Annotated in this window: 22 protein-coding genes; 16 read left to right on the top strand and 6 right to left on the bottom strand. The window is 45.1% G+C overall.

Features of this window, described 5'->3' with window-relative positions:
• The first annotated feature begins 14 nt into the window (after window positions 1-14).
• From REC12_RS02025 to REC12_RS02015, 3 genes are read left to right on the top strand one after another with little or no spacing between them, the layout of a single operon-like run.
• Complete coding sequence (locus REC12_RS02025; RefSeq protein WP_308892007.1) at window positions 15-470, top strand: SHOCT-like domain-containing protein; 456 nt, start codon at window positions 15-17, stop codon at window positions 468-470.
• On the top strand, window positions 460-786 hold the full coding sequence (locus REC12_RS02020; protein WP_308892006.1) for a hypothetical protein: 327 nt from the start codon (window positions 460-462) through the stop codon (window positions 784-786). Before REC12_RS02025 ends, REC12_RS02020 begins: the two co-directional genes overlap by 11 nt.
• 12 nt (window positions 787-798) lie before the next feature.
• Window positions 799-1,140, top strand: coding sequence for a phage holin family protein (locus REC12_RS02015; RefSeq protein ID WP_308892004.1), 342 nt, complete (start codon window positions 799-801; stop codon window positions 1,138-1,140).
• Window positions 1,141-1,342: 202 nt separating this feature from the next.
• Here REC12_RS02015 and REC12_RS02010 read toward each other — a convergent pair whose 3' ends face one another.
• A complete protein-coding gene (locus REC12_RS02010; RefSeq protein WP_308892002.1) occupies window positions 1,343-3,391 on the bottom strand; it encodes an N-acetylmuramoyl-L-alanine amidase in 2,049 nt (682 codons plus the stop codon).
• 176 nt (window positions 3,392-3,567) lie between these two features.
• On the opposite strand from REC12_RS02010, the gene ilvB reads away from it, so the two are divergent.
• Together ilvB and ilvN are read left to right on the top strand one after the other, a co-directional pair.
• Window positions 3,568-5,256: a biosynthetic-type acetolactate synthase large subunit gene (gene ilvB / locus REC12_RS02005; protein WP_308891999.1), complete on the top strand. Its 1,689-nt coding sequence runs from the start codon at window positions 3,568-3,570 to the stop codon at window positions 5,254-5,256.
• 4 nt (window positions 5,257-5,260) lie between these two features.
• Window positions 5,261-5,758, top strand: coding sequence for an acetolactate synthase small subunit (ilvN, locus tag REC12_RS02000; RefSeq protein ID WP_308891998.1), 498 nt, complete (start codon window positions 5,261-5,263; stop codon window positions 5,756-5,758).
• Window positions 5,759-5,950: 192 nt separating this feature from the next.
• Here ilvN and REC12_RS01995 read toward each other — a convergent pair whose 3' ends face one another.
• The 4 genes from REC12_RS01995 to REC12_RS01980 all read right to left on the bottom strand — a co-directional run bounded on the left by REC12_RS01995 (window position 5,951) and on the right by REC12_RS01980 (window position 13,022).
• On the bottom strand, window positions 5,951-8,572 hold the full coding sequence (locus REC12_RS01995) for a S8 family serine peptidase (RefSeq protein ID WP_308891996.1): 2,622 nt from the start codon (window positions 8,570-8,572) through the stop codon (window positions 5,951-5,953).
• Window positions 8,573-8,718: 146 nt separating this feature from the next.
• Entirely contained in the window at window positions 8,719-9,948 is a 1,230-nt protein-coding gene (locus tag REC12_RS01990) for a multidrug effflux MFS transporter (RefSeq protein ID WP_510167162.1), read from the bottom strand.
• Window positions 9,949-10,167: 219 nt separating this feature from the next.
• Entirely contained in the window at window positions 10,168-11,901 is a 1,734-nt protein-coding gene (locus REC12_RS01985) for an N-acyl-D-amino-acid deacylase family protein (RefSeq protein ID WP_308891995.1), read from the bottom strand.
• A complete protein-coding gene (locus REC12_RS01980) occupies window positions 11,793-13,022 on the bottom strand; it encodes an MFS transporter (protein WP_308891994.1) in 1,230 nt (409 codons plus the stop codon). The genes REC12_RS01985 and REC12_RS01980 overlap by 109 nt, the downstream gene beginning before the upstream one ends.
• 246 nt (window positions 13,023-13,268) lie before the next feature.
• On the opposite strand from REC12_RS01980, the gene pheA reads away from it, so the two are divergent.
• On the top strand, window positions 13,269-14,114 hold the full coding sequence (gene pheA / locus REC12_RS01975) for a prephenate dehydratase (RefSeq protein WP_308891993.1): 846 nt from the start codon (window positions 13,269-13,271) through the stop codon (window positions 14,112-14,114).
• A gap of 285 nt (window positions 14,115-14,399) precedes the next feature.
• Here pheA and REC12_RS01970 read toward each other — a convergent pair whose 3' ends face one another.
• Window positions 14,400-14,726 (bottom strand): helix-turn-helix domain-containing protein, encoded by a 327-nt coding sequence (locus REC12_RS01970; protein WP_308891991.1) that lies wholly within the window; start codon window positions 14,724-14,726, stop codon window positions 14,400-14,402.
• A 180-nt stretch (window positions 14,727-14,906) separates the two neighbouring features.
• On the opposite strand from REC12_RS01970, the gene REC12_RS01965 reads away from it, so the two are divergent.
• The 10 genes from REC12_RS01965 to REC12_RS01925 all read left to right on the top strand — a co-directional run.
• On the top strand, window positions 14,907-15,299 hold the full coding sequence (locus REC12_RS01965; RefSeq protein WP_308891990.1) for a response regulator: 393 nt from the start codon (window positions 14,907-14,909) through the stop codon (window positions 15,297-15,299).
• Window positions 15,300-15,372: 73 nt separating this feature from the next.
• The gene (locus REC12_RS01960) at window positions 15,373-16,491 is read left to right on the top strand and encodes an HD-GYP domain-containing protein (RefSeq protein ID WP_308891989.1); all 1,119 of its coding nucleotides are present in this window, start codon (window positions 15,373-15,375) and stop codon (window positions 16,489-16,491) included.
• A 163-nt stretch (window positions 16,492-16,654) separates the two neighbouring features.
• Window positions 16,655-17,689: an agmatine deiminase family protein gene (locus tag REC12_RS01955; RefSeq protein WP_308891987.1), complete on the top strand. Its 1,035-nt coding sequence runs from the start codon at window positions 16,655-16,657 to the stop codon at window positions 17,687-17,689.
• Between the two features lie 23 nt (window positions 17,690-17,712).
• Window positions 17,713-18,588 (top strand): N-carbamoylputrescine amidase, encoded by an 876-nt coding sequence (gene aguB, locus REC12_RS01950; RefSeq protein ID WP_308891986.1) that lies wholly within the window; start codon window positions 17,713-17,715, stop codon window positions 18,586-18,588.
• A 585-nt stretch (window positions 18,589-19,173) separates the two neighbouring features.
• Window positions 19,174-19,662 (top strand): hypothetical protein, encoded by a 489-nt coding sequence (locus REC12_RS01945; RefSeq protein ID WP_308891984.1) that lies wholly within the window; start codon window positions 19,174-19,176, stop codon window positions 19,660-19,662.
• Window positions 19,663-19,719: 57 nt separating this feature from the next.
• Window positions 19,720-20,013 carry an accessory gene regulator B family protein gene (locus tag REC12_RS26400; protein WP_374214153.1) on the top strand — a complete coding sequence of 98 codons (294 nt, stop codon included), beginning with the start codon at window positions 19,720-19,722 and terminating at the stop codon, window positions 20,011-20,013.
• Between the two features lie 229 nt (window positions 20,014-20,242).
• The gene (locus REC12_RS01940; RefSeq protein ID WP_308891983.1) at window positions 20,243-20,698 is read left to right on the top strand and encodes a hypothetical protein; all 456 of its coding nucleotides are present in this window, start codon (window positions 20,243-20,245) and stop codon (window positions 20,696-20,698) included.
• Window positions 20,670-21,239: an accessory gene regulator ArgB-like protein gene (locus REC12_RS01935; RefSeq protein WP_308891981.1), complete on the top strand. Its 570-nt coding sequence runs from the start codon at window positions 20,670-20,672 to the stop codon at window positions 21,237-21,239. Before REC12_RS01940 ends, REC12_RS01935 begins: the two co-directional genes overlap by 29 nt.
• Before the next feature lie 17 nt (window positions 21,240-21,256).
• Window positions 21,257-21,379 carry a cyclic lactone autoinducer peptide gene (locus tag REC12_RS01930; protein ID WP_308891980.1) on the top strand — a complete coding sequence of 41 codons (123 nt, stop codon included), beginning with the start codon at window positions 21,257-21,259 and terminating at the stop codon, window positions 21,377-21,379.
• Between the two features lie 123 nt (window positions 21,380-21,502).
• Window positions 21,503-23,138, top strand: a 1,636-nt coding sequence (locus REC12_RS01925; protein WP_308891979.1) for a two-component system sensor histidine kinase NtrB, incomplete at its 3' end; no start/stop codon positions are given.

Genomic DNA, 23,138 nt, shown 5'->3' with positions numbered 1-23,138 from the left:
AAGGAGTTTAAAAAATGAGCAGTGAAAAAATGAAGATCCTGGAAATGATTCAGGAGGGTAAACTTACGGCAACAGAAGGGATGGATCTTTTGAAAGCAATGGAAGAGGGGCTTTCAGAAGAGAAAGTTTCTTCCACACCGGAATTTAATCTGGTTAAAAAGGAGACGGCCGGTCAGTCCTCAGGAGGCCGATTTTTGCGAGTGCGGGTGCTGGGAGAAAAGGCGCTGAAAGTGAATGTGAGTGTTCCTTTGAGTCTAATACGTTCCGCTTCAAAGCTGGTAGTTTATGCCATGAGTTTTGTTCCGGCGGATAAGCGTTCGGAATTAGAACAAAAAGGTTTTGATTTGCAGGCTCTGGATGTCGAAGAACTGGTTCGTCTCGTGGAAGAAACTGTAGACGGCAAGATTGTTGATGTTGAAGTTGCGGACCCTGAAGAAGGGAGAATCAAGGTGGAAGTGTGTGTGGAGTAATTCAACCAGGCTAATGATGGTAAGAATTAAAGTAAAAAACCGGAGAGGGCTTGCCTTTCCGGTTGCGGTCTGGGTTATTGATGAGTTTATGGATGCTCTGACAGATTTGGCTTGGGTGGGGGAGGTAATTTTAAGGTGTATCCCGCTGCCCAAGGATGAAAAAAGCAACAAAGCGTTGCGCTGGGTAAAAGCAGTCCCTTTTAGCGGTCTTGTCGCTGGGGTGCACGGCCTGATTAAAGGATTAAGCGGATATAATGGCTTGGATCTTGTCGATGTAGAAACAGAAAATATTAAGGTCTCGCTTAGTTTAAAGTAGATGGGGGATTGTATGAAACGACCGATTTATCGAATTCTCATTAACACGCTCGTCTTTTGGATAGCGGCACAGTTCCTGTCGCTTCATGCAGCAACTCCCCTGCATTACCTGGGAGCCGGGTTAATCCTCTGGCTTGTCAACCTGTTGATTCGACCGGTGCTGATCATTTTGACTATCCCGTTGAATCTTCTTACCTTGGGAATCTTTACTGTGATTATAAATACTTGGATGATTTTGCTCACGAGTGCTTTGGTGCCAGGTTTTTACGTTCGCGGGTTCGGAACCGCCCTGCTGGTATCTATACTCGTGTCCTTAGCGAACTGGGGGTTCAAAAAAGTATTACGCCAGCACTGATTTAAAGTGTTGGCTTTTTCTTCCCCCCAGAGGCAGGCGGTTTCCTTTCCGGCGAGCTGACAAATTTGTCTTGTCCCAAGTCAGCGGCGAAGAGAATGGAGCGCTGGCGAACAGGTTTACTTCGGCTTCGCTTCTGTACTCGCCTAAAATCAAAGCCAAGAAAAGCAAACGCTTCGCCTTTTCGCTGGCGCTCCATTCCGGCTTAATCGTTAGGCAGAGGAGTATTGTAGTAGTTATAGATTCCGTGGAAAATAGCTGCGGCAACATTTTTGCGGAAGGTATCGTTTTGCAGCCTTGCTTCCTCATAGGGGCTGGAAATAAAGGCGGCCTCCAATAAGACGGCAGGCATCGATGTGTAGCGTATAACATAGAAATTAGCCTCTTTAGCTCCCCGGTTATTCGTTTTCACAGTATCAATGACTGCGTTTTGGATACTGCTGGCCAGTTGCTGGCTTTTTTGCTCCTGAGGATTTTCCTGGCAATAATAAGTTGTAGTACCTTGAACGGCAGGATTGCTGAAGGAATCGTTATGGATGGATATGAAAAGGTCAGGTTTGCTTTTGGCCGCCTCGTCCACTCGCGCTTGGAGATCTTCAACTTCGGAGTAATTAGCGGCGGGCGAAGAGTCATCGCTGCGGGTCAGAAGAACCTTAGCTCCTGCTTGTTGCAGGATTGTACTTAAATCTTGGGCAATAGGCAAAGTGTTGTTTTTTTCATAAGTGTGGTTGGGGCCGATAGCACCTGTGTCGGGTCCTCCGTGTCCGGGGTCCAGCATAATTGTTTTGCCGGCCAGGGCATTGGCGGGAATTCCCTCGAAAGGATCTACAAGAACTTCTTTCGAAGGATCATAGTTGCTGTTCACGGGAGTGGAGTTATCGGGAGTCGAGGATGAGCCATCGGGATCAGGTGACGTTGGATTTTGGATGCTGGAAGGAAGTGGGGGAAAGTCTTTTAAGTTACTGGCATAAGTTGAAGAGGCCTGGCCCTGTATAATTGCCTGAGAACCGGCGCTGATAACTCCTGTTCCGCCAAGAATATAAACAGAACCGTTTAGACTCAAGTCAACATTTGCTGAAGTATTGTCAGAGCTGGAAGCGTTATTAGAGCCGCTGGACGCCGGAGTGACGTAATCACCCGATACCCATCCGGTTTTACCTTGATAGGTGGTTTTGTACCAATTGTTTTGCAGAGTCAGGAGATCAATGCTTGCGCCTTTGGGAATTGTTACTAATACTTTTCCGGTTGAGGCGGGGGTATCCCGCAGATTCAGACCCCCGGAGGCACTGACCGTACCTTTTTGGCCGGCCGCATTGCCGGTATTAGCGGAGGTTTTGAGCGCAGGCTCGACGATCATATGTAAACGCATGAAACTATAGATAGAAGGAGGGATATCCTTTTGTTCTGTAAGTAAAAGGGGCGCTTTCGCTTTTGAGGCGAGGACGGTGCCGGCGACGGCGTCCGGAAAAGTGACGCCTGAAGCTAGATAAAGATCCTTTGACTGGTAAATGTCTTTCATCTGGGAAACAACGTTGGCATTGGTATCGTAGCGGTCCTGACCAGCCAAACGCGTCTCAATCGTGAAATTATTGGCTGTAAGCTCCTGGGAGGGAACAACAACTTCTCCTCCAACGACGGTTATATGTTTCGGCTGAGTTGCGTTTAAGTATTTCAAGACAGAGTCCGGGAGAGTTGTCGAAGTGAGCACAATAGGAATCTGTTTAATTCCGGCATAAGTTGCGGCCGACAGTGCGTCGGGAAAATTATCGCCATTGGCAACGATAAGTGAATCTGAAGTCAAACGTTTAGCAAGCAAAACGGAAGTCTCATAGCGGTCGATTCCGCCGATGCGCTCCCAATTCAAGGACAGCTGTTCGAGACCTTTCTCTAAAGATGGCTGTAAGCAGGCGGTTCCGCCCAGTAAGATGACTTTCTGAGGCTTTAAACGCTGCAGTTCTTGAACCACCCTGGAATCAAGAGTTTCTCCTCCCGTCAGCAAGATGGGAGCGTCTAAGGATACCGCGTAAGGAGTGGCGGCGATGGAATCAGGGTAGTCGGAGGATTGGCATAAGATGACCGTCTGGGCGGAATCCCAGCCTTTTTGAGAGATTTTTAAAGCGGTTTCGACACAGTCCTGGCCGGCTATTCGTTCCGTTGAGTAGGCCAGAGGGCTTGCCTGGGTAAGCAGAGGCGTAAATAATATTACAGTAAGCGAAGTTATCATCGCTATTATGATTTTTTTCACATGATTCATCCTTTCCTTTACCATTACGTCGATTATATCACAGAAATCTTTTCTATTTGAGGAAATTTGCAAAACTGAATTTCGTGAGTATTCTGCAGAGCCGAGCTGTGTTGTGCTATAATAGTCATAAAAAGTAGTTGGATGTCGTATATGATCCAGCATGACAAAGGAGAGGAACACGAGGCATGATCATGACAGGTGCGGAGGCGATTATTGAATCTTTAAAAAATGAAAATGTGGATGTAGCGTTCGGTTATCCCGGCGGGGCGGTGCTGACGCTTTATGACGCTTTATATAAAGCGAACTTTAGACACATTCTCACCAAACACGAGCAAGGGGCGGTTCACGCCGCTGATGGCTACGCCAGGGCCACGGGCAAAGTTGGGGTAGTAATTGCGACATCCGGTCCCGGCGCGACGAACTTGGTAACAGGAATTGCCACAGCTTATATGGATTCTATTCCCTTGGTGGCGATAACGGGGCAAGTTGCCGTTCCGCTTATTGGCAGGGACTCTTTTCAGGAGGCGGATATTCGAGGAATTACGACTCCTATCACCAAACACAACTATTTGGTCAAGACCGTTGAGGAGCTGCCGAGGGCGCTAAAGGAAGCTTTCTATATCGCCCGCACGGGCCGTCCGGGGCCGGTCGTTGTCGACATCGCTAAAGATGTCTTTGCAGCTGAGTTTGACTATCAATACCCATCTGAAGTTGCGCTGCGTGGTTATCGTCCTGTCTATGCAGGCAATGCGCTGGTGATCGATCAGGTTTTTGAGGAATTGCGCGCAGCTCGTAAACCTTTGATTTTTATTGGAGGTGGAGTTAATCTCTCAGATTCGTCGCCGGAGATGAAAGCGCTGGTGGAACAAACCGGATTCCCGGTGATTTCCAGTTTGATGGGCTTAGGCTGCCTTCCCTTTGATCATCCTCAATTTTTAGGGATGGTGGGAATGCACGGAACTTATGCCGCTAACATGGCGACAACGGAATGCGATCTGCTGTTAGGGATTGGCGTGCGCTTTGACGATCGGGTGACGGGACTTTTAAGTGATTTTGCTTCAAAGGCCAAAATCGTTCACTTTGATATTGATCCTGCGGAAATAAATAAAAATGTTCTGGCAGATATACGGGTCGTTGGCAATTTGAAGTGGTCCTTGCCGGCTTTAGTGGAACGGGTTGGGGATGTTTCCGCTGAGTTAAAGGAGCAGGTTCAGCCTTGGCTGGCAAAGGTATTAGATTGGAAGAAAGACTTTCCCTTGACCTATAAACAAGAGGAGAATCTTGTGATGCCCCAGGCCGTTGTCGAAAAGGTCAGCGAGCTGACTCAGGGTGAGGCAGTGGTCGTTACGGACGTCGGCCAAAATCAAATCTGGGCGGCTCAATTCTACGGGTTTAAACATCCTCGCACCTTGCTGACGTCAGGAGGCTTGGGAACGATGGGTTATGGCTTGCCGGCGGCCTTGGGAGCGCAGTGCGGTTTGCCGAAGAGTAAAGTCGTTTTGTTTGTCGGCGATGGGGGCATCATGATGAATTGCCAGGAGCTGGCGACTTTAGCGGATGGTAATTTCCCGGTGGTTATCCTGGTCCTGAATAACCAAACCTTAGGCATGGTAGCTCAGTGGCAAAGAATGTTTTATGGCGGACGCTATTCTCATACCAGTTTAAAAGGGCACACCGATTTCGTGAAGCTGGCTGAAGCCATGGGAGTAACCGGTTTGAGGGTGACCGAGCCGGAAAATCTTGATAAGGTTCTGACCGAAGCCTTAGCTATGCCTGGCCCGGTATTAGTGGATATTTGGACGCCTGAGACGGTAAATGTTTTACCGATGGTTCCGGCGGGAGCGCGTCTGGACCAGATGATTATGGGAGGTTAAGGAGATGAAGCACACTCTTGCTGTTTTGGTTGAAAACCGGCCGGGCGTTCTGACGCATATTTCCGGTTTAATTAGCCGCAGAGCCTTTAATATTGAAAGCATTGCCGCCGGTTATACGGAAGAACCGGATACCACAAGGATCACCATTGTAGTGGAAGGGGATGAAATTGAACAGGAACAGGTCGTCAACCAGTTGTCCAAATTAATTGACGTCATAAAAATCAGTGATCTGACGGCAGTTGAGTCAATCCAGCGTGAGCTGGCTTTGATAAAGGTTAAGGCAAGTTTGGAGACGCGCTCGGATATTATCAACATTGTCAATATTTTCCGGGCCAGTATTGTCGATGTCAGCCGGGAAACGATGGTTATCGAGCTTTCCGGGGATGAAACTAAAATTGATGCCCTCTGTCAGGTCCTGGAGGAGGATCATGGAATTATTGAAATCGTCCGGACGGGTAAAATTGCTCTTTCGCGCGGACCGATTCCGGCAAAGGAGCAGTAAACGCTGCAGATAACAATGTCAATACGTTCTTAACAACATGGGGTTGTAACAAACTGCTTGCGGCTTGTTACAACCCCATGTAATTTTCATAGTTCACTTTTTAAAGCAACTTACCACTATGGGACTGGACGATTCTAACTTTGAGGAATATGACCTCCAGATAAGCAGATTCGAGACCATCTTTTTGCTACCTTAGCGGACCACGCTTTGAACCTGCTGAAGGATTTCGTCAGGTACTACGGCAGTGCCGCCGAAAACGTAGACAGTTTTCCCATGCCAGCTTTGGATCAGGGAGGTTTCAGCGGAGTTAGGGCCTGTCAGGGGGACGAGGAGCAAGCCGGACTGGTTCATGGCCGCTATAACTCCGCCGCTCAGAGCGTCCGGATAATTTTCCCCGGTTGCCACAAACAGTAAATTTCCCTGAGGCGGAAAGGCCTGCAGAATGGCCGCGGCGGTGTCATAACGGTCATATCCGGCTAGACGCGCCGGCGTGGGCAAATTGCTGAAGAGGGTTGAAGAAACAACGGCTTCCCCGCCGCCAACCGTTGTCTGACTGATAAGAAGCTGCCGCATTATGGCATCAGTTTCCGTAGGCAAGGAATTTGTATCTGTTAAAAGAATAGGAATACCTTGTTGGGCCGCCAGTGAAGCTATAGAAATAGCGTCGGGGAAACTCGTTCCATTGACCAGAACAGCCTGCCCTATGGTTCCCAGGGCAGAAGCAATTTGCGCGGCGGTTCCAAAGCGGGTAACTCCTGCCAGACGCTGGACGGAAAATGCCGATTGCAGCTGTTGTTCAATGTTCGTTGAAATTACGGCGGTTCCGCCTAGGAGGATTATTTTCTGGGGAGCCAACCGCTGAATCTCTGTTTTGAGGGCGGCGGGCAGCTGCTCAGGGGGGGTAAGTAAAATCGGGGCGTGCAGTTTGTAGGCCAGCGGAACCCCGCTCAGGGCATCGGAAAAATCGTCGGCAGTTGCTAGGAGTACGGTATCCGCACCGTAGGGAAACTCTGTTTGAGAAATTTGCAGGGAGGTTTGAATTTGATCATTCCCTGCCAGGCGATGGTTTTCAGGCGGCAGGACAAAACCGACGCGATAAATTCCGGGTTCAGTAACGGCAGTACTAATGGCCGCGGCGTTAAGGCCTCCTCCTGTCAATATCCAGCGTGACCCGGACCAGTGGAAGATATATCCCACACGGTTTGAGCTCGGAGTACTTCCAGTAGTAGATAAAGTTAAGCCGAGAAATTTTTTCACAGAGCTGTTCCACTGAAGAGAGACGGCATCTCCCAGAGGCAATATACCGGATGGAAAGGCAGCGGCATCAGAAGCTGGTCCAATGGACACCGTGACATTTGCCGAAGGATCAAGACCAAAGGTTCGAGCCGGAACAGTCAAGGTCACTGAAGTAGTGCTTGTTCCTCCCTGCACCGTTCCGCCGGCCCAATCGAGATTTGCAGGTGAGGAGAATGCCGGGGATTTATCCGCAAAACGGACCGCCCAGTAGGCATCGACTCGCCCAAAGCCGTAAGAATTATCCCTCCCGGCGGCACCTAAATCACGAGCTGAATTTTCCAGAGCGACTCTTACCTGCTGAGCGTTTAAGTCAGGGTGGGCACTCCAGACAAGAGCCGCCGCTCCCGCTACAAAAGGCGAAGCCATGGAAGTTCCGTCTAAAGAAGCATATCCTGAGGAATTTTGCCAATAATCACTGGCAATATTGACTCCGGGTGCCGCCAGCCCCGCTTGAGGTCCCGGCAGGGAAAACGAGGCGATCTGGTCATTGGAATCTGTGGCCGTTACGGCCAAAACAAGAGGATCAGCCGCAGGGTAGGAGATCGTTGTCAGGTTATCCTCCAGATTTCCCCCGGCGGCGACAATTAAACATCCTTTGTCCGCAGCATATTGCAGAGCCTCTTTGAGTACGTCACTTTCACTGTCCGAGCCTAAGCTAAGGTTAATAATTTTAGCGCTGTGATCAGCCGCCCAGGTGATTCCGTCGGCAATACAGTCATCTGTTCCTTCGCCTTGTTTGGTCAGGGCTTTGACTGGCAGGATTTTGGCTTGGTAAGCAACCCCGACGACACCAATCCCGTTTGCCTCAGCGGCAATGATACCTGAGACATGTGTCCCGTGACCGTTGTTGTCCTGAATGGTTGTACCGCCGGTGACCCCGGTAATGGCATTGTAACCCGGCAGGATATTGTCCTTTAAATCAGGGTGATTGAGGTCCACTCCGGTATCTACTACGGCAACGGTAATGCCATTGCCCGTAAATCCCAGGTTCCAGGCTTTTTGAGCCTCGATCTTAGTTAAACCCCATTGTTGCGGATACAACGAGTCCGTGGGATTGACGCTCATCGTTTTGACAGTTGTTGTTTTAAGAATCCGAACAGGCTGGACACTCAAAACGCCCGCTGTTTTCTTGAGCCGCTCAATAATACTGGCATACTGGTTTTTAGGGAGGGCCAAGGTGATATATTGAAGCGGACCTTTCCTTACGATTTCCGCATTGATTGTTTGGGCTAATTTTTCGGGATCAGTTCCTGAACTGAGTTTAACGACAACCTGGTTAGAGATATTTTCAGGAGTCAACTGGTCCTCGTTCGAGTACTTGGGATTAACGACAGACTGAGTTGATGCCCCTTGAGCCGGGGGTGTGTTGATGTTCGCTGTTTGATTCTGACCAACGGTTGATTTCAAGGAGACGTTCTTAGGAGAGGGAGGACTGCCGCTTTGTTTTAGTAGAATAAATCCAGCTGCCAGCAGGATGACGATGAGCAGCGCTGATACTGCAATCTTTCTTTTAGCCATAGACTGCTCCTTATGAGATATTTAATTCTTCTAGTATTCCCAATAATTGAATTTTGATTGCAGTTTCTCTACCACGAACCTTCGCTTCTCAGAGCAGGCTGAAGGTGTATCTTCCCGTAAAAATAAAAAAAGCCGGTCTATCCGGCTTAGGCATGCACTGGGCTTTTTTTATTTTTTAGTATTACATAACAGAGCAGCGCCCCAACCTCAGCGACAAATATGACAACGCCCATGGGGATGGCCGTATTTCCGCCGCCGAGGCCCACGAGCGGGGCGACGATAGCTCCGATGACGAAAGAAAATAATCCTAACAAGGCGGACGCACTTCCTGCGGAATGGCCGTAATTTTCCATAGCTAAAGATGAGCCGGCGGTGGATACGATACCGACACTTGAGACAACCAAAAACAAAGATATTAAAATGGCCGCGAGTCCTGCGCCAGCGAGAGTCGATACCAGCAAACACAAGCCGCCCAGATTAGCCAGAAGGAGACCGACGATGAAAAGCTTTGTCTCACTGACCCGGCTGGCTAATCGTCCGGTGACCTGCCCGGTAATAATAATACCCAACCCGTTGATGGCAAAAAAGAGACTGTACATTTGGGGAGAGGCTCCAAATATATTTTGAATCACAAAGGGCGAACCTGAGATGTAAGCAAACATAGCGGCCATGACAAGTCCCTGGGGCAAGGCATATCCCATGAACCCCCGGTCGCTGATTAAGTCGCCAAAGGTTCTCAAGATATTTATTAGGCCTGCTTGGGAGCGGTGCTTAGAGGATAATGTTTCCGGCAATGTAAAAAAGACCGCCAGAAGCATAACGCCACCGACTGCACAGAGAACGAGAAACACTCCCCGCCAGGAAGTGAATTCTAAAAGCTGTCCCCCGATGATGGGGGCAACAATCGGGCCTACACCGTTAATTAACATTAACAGTGCAAAAAACCTGGTCATTTCAGGCCCGGAGTAAAGATCCCGGACGATGGCGCGCGAAATAGCAATACCTGCCGACCCGGCGAATCCCTGGATAAAGCGCAGCAAAATCAGAGACCCGATGGAAGGACTGACGGCGCACAACAGAGATGAGATTGTATAGCAGACCAGCCCGACAAGGAGCGGGATGCGTCGCCCACGTACATCACTTTGTGAACCGGATACTAATTGTCCCAAGGCAAGACCAAGAAGACACGCTGTCAGGCTGAACTGGGCCAGGGATGTGCTTGTGTGCAGATCTCTGGTCAGCGTGGGCAGGGAAGGTAAGTACATGTCGATCGACAGCGGTCCGAAAGCAGACAAAGCGCCTAAGACAATAGCGGTCCATAAGCGACGGGAACGTGAGGCCATTGAGGCAGAATCGGTAAGAGCATGATTGTTCACGAATGCTTAATCTCCTTTATGTATAGTTTGTTCCGGTAGTTCAGGCTGATGGTTAAAAAAGTTGTACGGTTATTTCATGATATAATGTACTTATTATAGCATCATATAGTGTAAATGCGTTTAATAAACACCAAATCTAATTGCCTAAGACAAAAGCGTTCTCTTTTCCCTGCTCCTAGTTTAAAGGAATTGAAAAGAGAGCGCTTTATCTGGTTATAACTAATTCTTAAGCAGCCGGCCGCTTTGCGAGCTTAGAAGTTTGCCCTCAGACCAAACAATTTGGCCGTTAAGGATGGTGTAATTTAAGCCCCGAGGAAGAGTATCCGGTTTGTTGTAATCTTCAGGCGCGCTGATAGTTTCCGGTTCAAAAACAACAAGGTCTGCCGAGTAGTCTTGCCTGATAAAACCCTTTTTCGCCAGGCCCAGTCTTTGGGCCGGGTCCCCGGTAATTCTCTTAATTCCCTCCGGCCAGGTTAATAGTTTCTTGTCCCGGACATACTCCCCCAGGAACTTGGGGTAAGTGCCATATAAGCGAGGATGAGGTTTGCCCGTGGGAATACCGTCGGAGCCTATTTGACATAAGGGGTGTTGCAGCAGAGTGACGATATCTTCCTCGGCAAACAAATTATGCATAACCATGGAGCTCTGACAATCTTCACTAATCAGAAGATCGGCAATCTTAGCGATAATTTCTCCAATTTGCGCTGTCCGGGCGGAGGCTGTCCCGGAAGCCAGCTGGACTGCCCTGCGCCCCTCTGCCCATTTGTTCTGTTCCCGGAATGTGGAGCTAATCATAATGTTTGGCCAGCCGACCATACCCACGAAGTTGTCCCAACCCGGATAGTCCGGTCCCTGTTCGGTTAACTCATCTTTGAGCCTTGACCGCAAGGCAGGATCTTTAAGCCTTCTAATAATTTCCGGTCCTCCGCCTTCCTTGGCCCAGGGAGGGAGAACTTGAGACAACAGCGTGCTGCCTGCTTGATAAGGGTGCTCGTCGAAGGTGACATCGACACCTGCGGCCCGGGCCTTATCTACCATGTCCAGTAATTCCTGCCCGGAAATACCATAATGGCGGTTGGCATAAGAGCGCATATGAGAAATTTGCAATTTAACTCCGGATTTCTTGGCAACGGTTAAAGCCTCTGCCATGGCCTCACGGACTTGACGGGAATGACTGCGAATGTGAATCATCATGATGCCGTCATGAGCCGCTACTACGGAGCTAAGGGCCACAAGTTCTTCTTGAGGGGCGAACATGCCGGGCAAATAAGCTAATCCGTAAGAAATCCCCAGAGCTCCTGCGGACATTGCTTCATCAACAATAGCGCACATTTCAGCTAGGTCTTTCTTAGTAGGGGAGATGTTTTTCAGTCCCAGAACCTGGGCCCGAACTGCCCCATGACCAATGAGGAAAGCAAGGTTGTTCGGTTTTGCAGTTTGCTCAATATCCTGAAGAAAGGCAGAAAAATCAGGCCAGTTCCAAGTTTGCGGCCCTGTGCCAAGAATAGGCGTAAGGTAATTGCGCCAGTCCTGCATGTCTTTCGTATAAGGCGCAGGGCCAAGCCCGCACTGTCCGGCAATTTCCGTCGTAATCCCCTGGCGGATTCTGGTTTCTCGAATGGGACCGGACAAAAATGGGACTAGGTCACAATGGCTGTGCACGTCAATGAAGCCCGGTGAAACCATCTTTCCTGTGGCGTCAAGCGTTTGTTCGGCCTCTGCTGAAAGTTTCGGAGCCAGCTCTACGATCTTCCCGTTTTTGATTCCCAAGTCCTTTTGTTCGGGCGCATTCCCCGTTCCATCGATCACAAGCCCTCCTAAGATTGCCAGATCTAACATGATCCTTACAACACCTTTCCTGACAGCTTCACCTGATTGCTTTTCCAACCGGCGGTCCAAATAATTATACTGACAAGGATCATCAGGCCGCCGACCAAGCAGACACCTTTCCATTGCCAAAGGCTCCAAGCGCGTAAGCCAAGAAAAGAACCCAAAGACCCGCCGATGAAATAAGTGACCATGTAAATAGTGTTTAATCTGCTTTTAGCTTCGGGGACTAAGGCGTACACTCTGGCTTGATTGGAAATCTGAGCACCTTGTACCCCCAGGTCCAATAAAATGACGCCCAATATTAACCCCCACAAATGATGGCCCAACAGCCAGAGGACCAGGTAAGCGAGCAACGTCACCCCGGCGGCAATTCCCACGACGATCCGGGGGCCTTTTTTATCGGCTAAGCGTCCCGCGATAGGGGCAAAAGAAGCGCCCGCGACCCCTATCAAGCCAAATAGGCCCGCAATTTCTGTCCCATAATAGTAGGGAGGTTGTTTGATAAAAAAGGCTAAGGTTGTCCAAAAGACACTAAAGGAGCCAAAAAGAAGCCCTCCCATTAAAGAGGCCTCGCGCAATAAGGGCAGCTTGGTAATATATCCCCAGAGCGAATAAAGACTCTGGCTATAAGACAAATTTGAGGTTGAACCGGTTTTGGGCAAAGCCTTCCCCAACATCAAGGCTAAAATAAACATTAACCCCGCCGCGATAAAATACATGGCCTGCCAGCCCAATAAACTGCCAATAATCCCACTGATTGTGCGGGCTAAAAGAATTCCGAAAAACAAGCCGCTCATTACGATCCCGACAATCCGTCCCTGTTGTTGAGGTTCTGCGAGTTGAGCGGCGAGCGGGACAATAATCTGAGGAACGACGGTTGTTAGACCCACAGCAAAACTGGCCACCCCCAACAGGGTCAGGTTTTTAGATATTCCTACGAACAGCAAGGAAAGCGTTACTAAGCCGAGCAATAGGATAATCAGCGTCTTTTTTTCCCGAATGTCGCCAAGCGGGACAAATAAAAAAAGTCCCAAAGCATACCCCAGTTGAGTAAGCATGGAAATATTGCCGATTTGGGATGCGGAAACATGGAAAGACTGGGCCATGTCGGCAAGTAAAGGCTGATTGTAGTAAAGGTTGGCGACAGACAGCCCGCAGCTGATAGCCAAAATTAAAAGGAGGCTGGGTGAGAGGCTCGGTCGCTGTTGACCACCAGATAACTGAGCGTTGTGCTTGTAGTTCATTTTTATCCCTCTAAACTGATTTGATGGGGTTGACGGATCTTCCTATTCGGATAACAAGTTTTAAGATTAGTGTACTCCGTTGAAGTTTAAGAGGCAAGGCCAAAAGTAGGCTTAAAATTTTTTCTAAGGCCGCCGTCTTTTAGCTTCTTTCGAGAAATGGGTCCCAATGATATAATTGTAAAAACATCTAAACTGAACTATGACACAAAGCTATTTTAATTGAATGTTTTGGAACAGGGGGATATTATGCTTAAGATTGGCTATCTCGGACCGGAAGGCACGTTCACCCAACAAGCGGCACAGCGCTATACCCGCAATGAGCAGGAGGCGGATTTAGTCGGGTTGCCGAATATCCGCGAAACGCTTATGGCTGTGCAGCGTGGAGAATTGGATTTAGCGGTAATTCCTTTTGAAAATTCTTTAGAGGGTTCGGTTAATATCGTTTTAGACATATTGGCCTGGGAAGTCGACCTAATGATTCTGGATGAACTTGTTTTGCGCATCTCCCAGACCCTCATGGTTTCGCCCGGAGCAAACTGGAAGGAACTTGCTGAAATTTATACTCATCCACAATCGGCCGGACAATGCCGTCTCTTTTTAGAGACACACTTACCCCAGGCAAAATTGTATCTGACCAGCAGCAATGCGGAAGGAGCCAATCAGGCTCGGAGGAAAGGAAAGACGGCAGGCGCTATCGGCCCCCTGGAGGCCGCGGAAATCTTTGGCCTGGAAACAGTTCTCCAAGATATTCAGGACAAAGACAATAATTTCACACGGTTTGTGGTTGTAGGGAAGGACACGAATCACATTCCCGCGGCTCACAACAAGACTTCAATAGTTTTCTCAACGGAACATAAGCCGGGGAGTCTGGCCTGCATCCTGGACATTTTCAACTTGTGGGACATTAACATGACAAAGATTGAATCGCGGCCCTCTCGCGGGCAGCTCGGACGTTACATTTTTTTTATTGATATTGATGGACATTATACTGACCCGGATGTTAGGGATGCGTTAACCATGGTGCAGAGGAAAACGAATTTTTATAAATTTTTAGGCTCATATCCCATGGCCGAGACGGAACAGAATTTATAAACCGCAACCTTAAGTCGTTTTAGTCATAATTTCTCTATTCGGGCAGACTAAATAGACTATCTTCGTTTGAAATCTAGGGGCTTTGCATGCAGATGCAAAGCCCCTTTTTTCGCACTAGTTTTAGAAAGTATAAAACTTAAGCTTCGTTTGCCCGCTTTCTTCCAGTATAAGCGCAATTAGACGGTGCCTGCCATGGAAAGATGAGTGCCCCTGAAGCCAGGAAGGCGAGAAGGTGAATTTGTAAATTGTTAGGAATAGATTTCATAAAAGTTGCCAAGCTTATTTTCACTTAATAGAGGCGAAATAAGCAACGGCAACTTCATAAAGGAAATGAATCGGTATTGGATCTTTTCCTACCAGGAGAGCATTGAGCTTCTTTAGTATGGGGTCGGTATCCTCCGAAGAAGTATTGAGTAATACTGTTGGTTCGACATCTAGGGTGGTGCCTATTCTAGCTAATAGGTCTAACGAAGGGGCCCTCAGTCCTCGTTCCAGATACCCAATATATGAACTACTAACATTGACAAGCTCAGCCAGTCTTTCTTGTGTTAGCCCCTTAGTCTGGCGGAATAACCGAATATTTTTCCCGACAACCTCTTGAATGTTAGACACTCTATCACCTCCTATTCCAATTTTAAGGTAGTCGCCTAAAACATCTTACCGACTGTATGTGTGTAATTCTATTGAAAATATAGACATATAGTTATACAATGTGTAGGTAATCTGCATGGAAATGATTAAAGTGTGTTAATAATACAACACGTGGAATATTGTGCAAAAGGAGAGAGGAAATTGTCGCAATACATTCTTGTTGTGGATGATCATTTTGCGATCAGACTTTTTATCCAAAGAGCTTTGGAGGAATCGGGCTATAGTGTCACAACGGCAGCCAGCGGATCAGAATGCTTAAGCATTGCGACATCTGTTCACCGACCGTCTCTCATCCTTTTAGATCAAAGTATGCCGGGAATGTCAGGGCTGCAGGTGTTGTCGCGGCTTGAGCAAGACGAACGGGCCAGAGATATTCCCGTCATTATGATCACTGCAGAAGAAGATCTGGAGCCCGTTGTACGACGCTTTGGTGTGCGCGACATCTTGAATAAGCCTCTCGATTTGGAGGTTTTGCTTAAAGCTATTGACTCAGTGTTTGAAGACGGTGCTTGGAAGAACGCAATGGCAGAATGATTCCAGTAAAGTGCTGCCGGGATTTTCCTTAGAATTCCTTGAGCGGCAGTGAACATGAATCAGGAGGTGTCCCATGAATCTGGTTCTTGAAAAGCTACCACCCTGTGTTCTGGCTATAGGTGAACAAATCAAGATAGATTTGTTCGATGCCAGCGGAATCTTGCTCTTAACACGAGGGCAACTTATGACTGAGTGGATATGGCGAAAACTGGCCAAAAAAGAAATATACACCTTAAAATCCGACAAAAACTTTGGCAAATCTGCTCTTTCTGATAAAGACTGTTTTTCTGAAGACCTATATTGCCACATAGTGGGTTCAATATGGAACATCTATCATGAGGTAAGATTAGTGACCACAGAGCAGATTTCTCAGACAGTGACTATTGTCGAGCAGATTATAAATGAAATTAGAGATAAGTACGTGTGTATAGATTTTGATACTCCACGTATTGATATGCTGCGCTTGAAGGAATACGATTATTCCACGTTTGTCCATGCTGTCAATGTTGCCATATTATCGGCCCTGATAGCGAGAAAATTAGGCTATAAAGGGCGGCGTTTGCGGTACCTGACTATGGGGGCGCTTCTCCACGACATCGGCAAGATTAAAGTTCCCCGTGAGATTCTAAACAAACCGGGGCCATTAAACGAGGATGAAATGAACATCGTCAAGCGGCACCCTCTGGAAGGCGAAGCCATGTTGCGGGAGGCGGCTGTTGCACCGTGTATCCTAAGCTCAGTGAGACAGCATCACGAACGCTGGGACGGCAGAGGATATCCCGATGGTCTAAAGGGATTAAATATTTGTCAGGGTGCTCAAATTATTGCTGTTGCAGATGTTTATGATGCCCTGACTGCTGACCGTCCATACCGGAAAGCACTCCCGCCTTATCACGCCCTTGAAATGATTTTGAGCGCAGATCAGGATTTTAATCCCCAAGTTGTTGAAGCATTTCGCAAGTCGTTAAATCTTTATCCCCGAAATACGGTAGTCACCTTAAATACAGGAGAAGTCGGTTTAGTTGTAGCTGTACCGACGAGTCTTCCGACACGTCCGCTTGTCAAGCTTATTTTTGATCGAGATGGGAAATATATAGATGAAGAAAAATACATTGATTTGATGAAGGAGTTAACATACTTTATTCAATGTGTAGAAAAAAAGGAAAGCTATACGGATTACTTCATTAAATAGGATAAGGGGCGGTAATTAAAACTTGTCTTCAAGTTTATTGCTGCTCCTTATTTTGATAAAAGCTTTATTGTCCGTGTGAAATACTGAAAGCGGCTTTAAATTCTCATGACGATGAAGTAGAATAAGAACAATGTATTAAAAATGAATTGTGAGAGGAAAAATAATGTATCCGCTTAATTTAAACTATCGAATGCCTGCTGAATGGACTAAGCACAGACGAACCTTTATTTCCTGGCCGGTACAAGAGTCTATGTGCCATCCGGAAGACTATGAAGCAGTGTGCAGAAGTTATACGGAGATTATTCAAGCAATTGCCGAATTTGAACCTATAACGGTGCTTTTGAATCCGGGAGATGCGGAAAGAATATCTCACCTTTTGGCAAATGAGAGAATTGAATTTCTGCCGGTCAGGCATAATGACGCTTGGCTGAGGGACAACGGGCCGACGTTTTTGGTTCATGATTCCGGTGAGGTTGCGGGCGTTAATTGGCGTTTTAATGCTTGGGGCGGGAAATACGAGCCCTGGGATTTGGATGATCAGGTGGCCGGCAGGATTTTAGAGCATGTTGGGATAAGACGCTTTGATGCCCCGCTGGTGATGGAAGGAGGCTCTCTTCATGTGGATGGAGAAGGTACGCTTCTAACCACTGAGGAGTGTTTGCTGAATCAGAACCGCAATCCGGAATTATCTCGAAAACAGATTGAGACCGAACTTAAAAATTTTCTCAATGTCCGGAAAATTATTTGGCTGAAAAAAGGATTAGCTGGGGACGAGACGGATGGCCATGTGGACAATATCGCCTGTTTTGCCGCTCCCGGCAAAGTTCTTATGCAAGTCTGCGACGATCCTGCTGATGAGAATTATGAGATAACTTATCTGAATTTGGCGTTGCTGCGAAAGGAAGCGGATGCTCAAGGAAGAGCTTTAGAAATCATCCCGCTTAAACAGCCTCCCAAGTTGTGCGATCCTGAAACGAAAGCACGTTTAACTTTAAGCTATCTGAACTTTTATTTTGTAAATGGGGGAATCATTCTTCCGGTTTTCGGCGGAGAAGCGACCGAAACTGACCGACTGGCGGTGCAGATGTTTAAAGAGATATTTCCGGAACGAAGGATTCGAACGGTAAATGGCTTGGGAATTATCCGTGAGGGCGGAAATGTGCACTGCACAACCCAACAGATGCCTGCCGGGATATAAGGAACTTAAGAAAGGATCTATAAATGAGAACTGTAAAAGTTGCCGCCACGCAAATGAGCTGTTCCGGGAATTCCGCGGAAAACATTGCCAAAGCGGAACGTTTAGTGCGCGCCGCGGCGGGAAAGGGCGCTCAGATTATCTTATTGCAGGAGCTGTTTGAAACCCCCTATTTCTGTCAAAAGGAAAAGGCCGTGTACTATCAGTATGCTTCAGAATTGGCAGAAAATAAGGCAGTGGAGCATTTTAAAAAAGTGGCTGAAGAGCTGCGGGTAGTCCTGCCGATTAGTTTTTATGAAAAAAGAAATTATGCCCGCTATAATTCTTTAGCCGTTATTGATGCTGACGGAGAGGTTTTGGGAAAATATCGCAAGAGTCATATACCGGATGGACCGGGCTATGAAGAAAAATTTTATTTTAATCCGGGAGATACAGGTTTTAAGGTTTGGCAGACCCGTTATGCTAAAATTGGAGTTGGAGTGTGCTGGGATCAATGGTATCCCGAAGCGGCGCGCTGTATGGCTTTAATGGGCGCTGAACTGTTGTTTTATCCAACTGCAATTGGTTCCGAGCCTCAAGACGGCTCTATTGATTCGAAAGATCACTGGCAGGCTTGTATGCTAGGGCATGCCGCAGCCAACCTGATGCCGGTTATAGCCTCGAATCGGGTCGGAGTCGAAGAAGATGATGATTCCAGCATCACCTTTTATGGCTCGTCCTTTATTGCCGGGCCGCAAGGAAATAAAATTACCGAAGCCGGCCGCACGGAAGAGACTGTTCTTGTCGCTGAATTTGATTTAGAGCAAATGGAGACACAGCGGCTGGAATGGGGGATTTTCCGGGACCGCCGGCCGGATTTGTATAAGATTATCACATCCTATGATGGGGAGACTATTTTTTAAAAGGCTTGTTTTAGGTTATCTTATACCAAAGTAAAACAATAAAGGCACTTCGTCTGCAATGTGAAGGCGAAGTGCTTTTCGGATTTAAGGAGGAGGTATTTATGACCGAGTTTTGTTTATTCCTTGACATTTACTCGGCTTTCAAGCATGGCATCGGTTGTAGATATCCGGCCCCAATGCCATGCTTGAAATTAATAAGGCGCACTCGAAATAATCCGAGTGCGCCTTTGCACATTTGACTAATTATATAGTATTGGAGCTTAAGCTAGGTGAATTATACATCCACCTAGCCTCAAATATGAAGTCTTACATTCTCCCATAATATATTAAATGCAAAGGAGTGTTAGCTTTATTAATACTCATCATCTACATAATGTAAAATATGGTTTAATAATACTTAAACAAGAAACGTGCTGATTATTCAAAATATTGAAATGACAACAAACAATCTTAATAAAATTTGAACAAGTTTCGCGCGAATTCGCCATGAAGAGTATGCCATAATGAGATTAGAAATATAGACATGAAAAATGACTTTTTCTATGTATTTATTCAAATCTAATGTTCTATAAATTTGTTAAGGGCGTGATTTGCATTAAAATTCCTCTTTTAGCGCTTCTTTTTCAGGGAATACCGGAGCAAATTGCTGTAACTATGTTAGCATTTTCTATTGCGCAAATATCATTTAATTTAAAAAAGGTTCTGACTATTAGTATAATAATGGCCTTTTCTGCATATTTAGCAAGATTATCACAAATTACTTTTGAGATTCATACAATTTTGTTGGTTATTATATTTATTTTAATTTTGCTTATTGTGGAAAATGTGGATCTAAGCTTGGCGTTTTTATCCAGTCTATTAAGCTTTTTAGCATTAGCAGTTTTTGAATATGTAGTTTTATCAACATTGATGCCAATATTTAAACTTACGCCTGAAACCGTACTTTCAAACTTAACTATTAGAATACTTGTGGGTGAACCACAGGTAATTCTAATGATTTTAGTTGCACTTATAATCCGTCAAATTAGAAAAAGGGGTAAAATATATGAATTTTTCGGAAAATGTAAGTCATAAATTGACTTATGTCATCATCGCGGAGTTGGATAATGAAGAAGAAAAAAATTATTACTTATGCTAGAAACGGTTTTATTGGATGTTTTGAGTGTAAGTATTATTGTCTTATTTGGGTATGCATTGAATGTCTTAGTTCCCGCTGTTTTGGCAGCTGGCTTTGGTTCTTTATTATGCAGGGTGTCTGGTGGAGCTCATCTAAAGGAGCCTATTACATTGTTAAACGAAGTACCTTTTAGCTTTTTAAAAGGGAGTTTGTTCAAGTATCTGCTTAAATTCCTTGGGTATGTTAATTTATGTCAACAAAAAAGATATAGTTTTTGTTTCCATACATTTAAAAATATAGCAATATAAGGAATTTTCTTGCTTAAAAGTGAAAATGCGCTAGATTGTTCTAAGAACATTGGAATGTGCAACAAACAATCTTAATAAAATTTGAGCATGGACAAGTTTCGCGCGAATTCGTCATGGAAAGTATGCCATAATGAAACTAAAGAAGCAATTTATGAAAAGATTTATTTATCAGTAGTGTTTGAGAATCATAAGGAGCGTGATTTAAATCGAGATTCCTTTTATCGCAGTTTTGTTTCAGGGAGTTCCAGAACTAATTGCTATAGTTTCGTTGGCATTTGCAATTGCCCAAATACCATTTAATTGGTATAGAATTACAATTATTGGTGTTGCTTTAGGATTTTCCGCATATCTAGCAAGACTGTTACCGATCACTTTTCAAATTCATACAGTTCTTTTGATTATTTTACTATTTGGATTTTTAGTCTTGTTAGAAAAAACTGATCTGAGTTTGGCGTTTTTATCCAGTTTGTTAAGCTTTTTAACACTGGTCGTTTTAGAGTACATGAGTGTAGTAATTTTGATGCCTATTTTTAGGCTTACACCTGAAATTATAGCTACAAACACTCTTATAAGAATACTTATGGGGGAACCTCATGTAGTTTTGATTTTTTTCTTTGCATATATAACTAACTATGTTAGAAAACGAGGAAAAACAAATGAATTTCTCAGAAAATATCAGTTATAAACTAACTTGTGCTATTACCAGCCAATTAGATTATGATGAAGAAAAAAAGGAAATTATTGCATATGCCATAGAAACAGTTCTGCTGGGCATTTTAGGCATGGTTATTATTGTTTTACTGGGGTATGCCTTGAATGTATTGGTTCCTACGTTGTTGACAGCTTGTTTCGGGACTTTTCTGCGTAGGTTGTCGGGAGGAGCTCATTTAAAGAAGCCTCTCAATTGTTTGGTCTTCGGAGCTATCGCTTACAGTTTTATCGGTATTATCGTAGGCAAGCTTAAAGGCTGCGACTTGAGCAAAATGAATTTAACAATGGTCTTGTTGATTGCTCTTTTAATTGTGTTTTTCTTAGCCCCTGTTGACAGTGAAGCAAAACCCATTCATTCTAAGAGTTTAAAGTTAAAACTGAAAGTTTCCTCAGTAATTTTTGTAATGGTATCGATTCTTATCGTAGGCTTTTCTGCGAATGAGGTGTTAAGCCTTAGCGTGACGTTTGGTGTGCTGTCCCAAAGTATCACGCTCCTTCCTATATTCAACAATTAAGGAGGTGAAAAGAGTCTATGAAAAAGTACTTTTGTATTGGGATTGCCTCGTTACTGATGCTACTGGCCAGTGCGACCTCGGTTTTTGCTTGTGCTGCTTGGTATTATCAGCCCAAAACTCCCAAGGCTCTGCAAAAATAATTGACAGTAACTCTACTAAATCAATTTCAGCAAATCAAAAGCTTTATTTAAGCTTTTGATTTGCTATTTTTAAAATAACTTGTAAATCCCTTGCCTAAATTTTAAGCTATTGGAGATTCTGCGATGATGCTTAATCTTAAAAAAATGATTAATAAGCAATCGATCATTAATTCCACCTTGCTAAAAGTAACAGTGAGTATTTTTACTTTTATTGCTTTATTTTTAATCTTATACGGACAAATTTATTGGGACAAACAGGAAATAAGATTGAAAAATAATTTATTATTAGAGTCATTAAATATACAGTCAAACATTCAATCCGAGATAGAAATAATTGAAAGCCAGAAATATGATAATTCGCTGACAGTTGAACAGAAAATAGAAAGTATAAGTAAAATAATTCAACCAAAATTTAAGGATAAAACCTTCTGTATTGGTTATTATGACATAGATTTAGATGTTCTGATTAAAAATAAAGATAGCTTAATTAATATCAAAGATGACTTTGTAGAGATAAAGAAATCCAATGGGGAATTTAATCAATTGAACAAGGATGAAATGTTTTGTAAAGTCCCAATCTATTACAAGGAAAATGCAATAGGTTTTGTTTGGCTATATGCCAAAAATGCCAACATGATTTTTAATTCTTATTATGAATATAATGGAATGCTTACCTTGCTTTTAACTCTTTCAGCGCTGATTATTATTATCTTAAGAAAAGACTTTCAGAAAATTGGGCTTTGCTTAGACTATTTTTGTAAAATAATAGTTGAAAATAAAGAAGTTGATAAAATTAGCATACTTAACAATAAACTTCCCGAGCTAAACCCCGTTTTAGACAAAATCATATACTTCACTGATAATTTAAAACGAGTAAATCAAGAACTGGAATCGTCAAAGCTTAGATTGACTAAAATCATGGAAGGGATTTCTGACGGCTTTTTTGCTGTTGATTGTGACTATAGATTCACATTTGTAAATCCTGAGACTCAAAGAATTTATCCGGATAAGATTGCTTTGGGAGAGAGTTTATGGAAAGTGTTTCCTCAGATATCAGACTCGTTGACAGAAAGCAAACTGCAGGAAGCTATGGCAGGGAGGGAGACGGTTCACTGGGAAGCCGAGGGCTTTACCTCTTCCGATCAGTTTTACGAATATCACGCGTATCCTTTTGAGGATGGTTTGACGGTTTTCTTTAGAAATATCACGGTCTTGAAACAACAGCAGCGGGAGTTTAACCGTTTAGAAAGACTTAACTTGATTGGCCAGCTGGCTGCGGGGATCAGCCATGAGATCAGAAATCCGTTAACGACAGTCAAAGGGTTTTTACAAATCTTTGGAGGAAAACCAACATTCGAACGGGAAAAACCAAATTTAGACCTAATGATATCCGAAATTGATCGGGCGAATGAAATTATTACCGGGTTCCTGTCACTGGCCAAAGTCAACGCGGACAATATTCGGCTGCAAAGTCTTAATGAAATAATCCATAAAGTATTTCCCATGCTCCAGGCAGACGCCTTTCATAACAACAAGGAAGTAGCCATTGAACTTAATGAGCTGCCGGATATCCTGGTCAATGAAAATGAGATCAGACAACTTATTCTTAATTTAGTTCGGAATGGTCTGGAGGTAACCCCGGAAGGCGGTAAAGTTGTCATAGGCACCTTTTTAAAAGCTGACAGCGTCGTCTTGACGATAAAAGATCAAGGACCGGGAATTCCCCCGGAAATCCAGGAAAAGATAGGAACTCCGTTCT

This window comes from Candidatus Desulfosporosinus nitrosoreducens, from assembly GCF_030954495.1.
Classification (GTDB): Bacteria; Bacillota; Desulfitobacteriia; order Desulfitobacteriales; family Desulfitobacteriaceae; genus Desulfosporosinus; species Desulfosporosinus nitrosoreducens.
This window is presented reverse-complemented; position numbering and strand designations above follow the sequence as displayed.

Excerpts from the sequence above, each read along its gene's own strand:
- REC12_RS01980 (WP_308891994.1), bottom strand. The coding sequence starts at position 13,022 with ATGAACTACAAGCACAACGCTCAGTTATCTGGTGGTCAACAGCGACCG.
- REC12_RS26400 (WP_374214153.1), top strand. The coding sequence starts at position 19,720 with ATGCTAGAAACGGTTTTATTGGATGTTTTGAGTGTAAGTATTATTGTC.
- REC12_RS02025 (WP_308892007.1), top strand. The coding sequence starts at position 15 with ATGAGCAGTGAAAAAATGAAGATCCTGGAAATGATTCAGGAGGGTAAA.
- ilvN (WP_308891998.1), top strand. The coding sequence starts at position 5,261 with ATGAAGCACACTCTTGCTGTTTTGGTTGAAAACCGGCCGGGCGTTCTG.
- REC12_RS01955 (WP_308891987.1), top strand. The coding sequence starts at position 16,655 with ATGTATCCGCTTAATTTAAACTATCGAATGCCTGCTGAATGGACTAAG.
- REC12_RS01995 (WP_308891996.1), bottom strand. The coding sequence starts at position 8,572 with ATGGCTAAAAGAAAGATTGCAGTATCAGCGCTGCTCATCGTCATCCTG.
- REC12_RS01985 (WP_308891995.1), bottom strand. The coding sequence starts at position 11,901 with ATGGAAAGGTGTCTGCTTGGTCGGCGGCCTGATGATCCTTGTCAGTAT.
- pheA (WP_308891993.1), top strand. The coding sequence starts at position 13,269 with ATGCTTAAGATTGGCTATCTCGGACCGGAAGGCACGTTCACCCAACAA.
- REC12_RS01960 (WP_308891989.1), top strand. The coding sequence starts at position 15,373 with ATGAATCTGGTTCTTGAAAAGCTACCACCCTGTGTTCTGGCTATAGGT.
- REC12_RS01935 (WP_308891981.1), top strand. The coding sequence starts at position 20,670 with ATGAATTTCTCAGAAAATATCAGTTATAAACTAACTTGTGCTATTACC.
- REC12_RS01930 (WP_308891980.1), top strand. The coding sequence starts at position 21,257 with ATGAAAAAGTACTTTTGTATTGGGATTGCCTCGTTACTGATGCTACTG.
- aguB (WP_308891986.1), top strand. The coding sequence starts at position 17,713 with ATGAGAACTGTAAAAGTTGCCGCCACGCAAATGAGCTGTTCCGGGAAT.
- REC12_RS02010 (WP_308892002.1), bottom strand. The coding sequence starts at position 3,391 with ATGAATCATGTGAAAAAAATCATAATAGCGATGATAACTTCGCTTACT.
- ilvB (WP_308891999.1), top strand. The coding sequence starts at position 3,568 with ATGATCATGACAGGTGCGGAGGCGATTATTGAATCTTTAAAAAATGAA.
- REC12_RS02015 (WP_308892004.1), top strand. The coding sequence starts at position 799 with ATGAAACGACCGATTTATCGAATTCTCATTAACACGCTCGTCTTTTGG.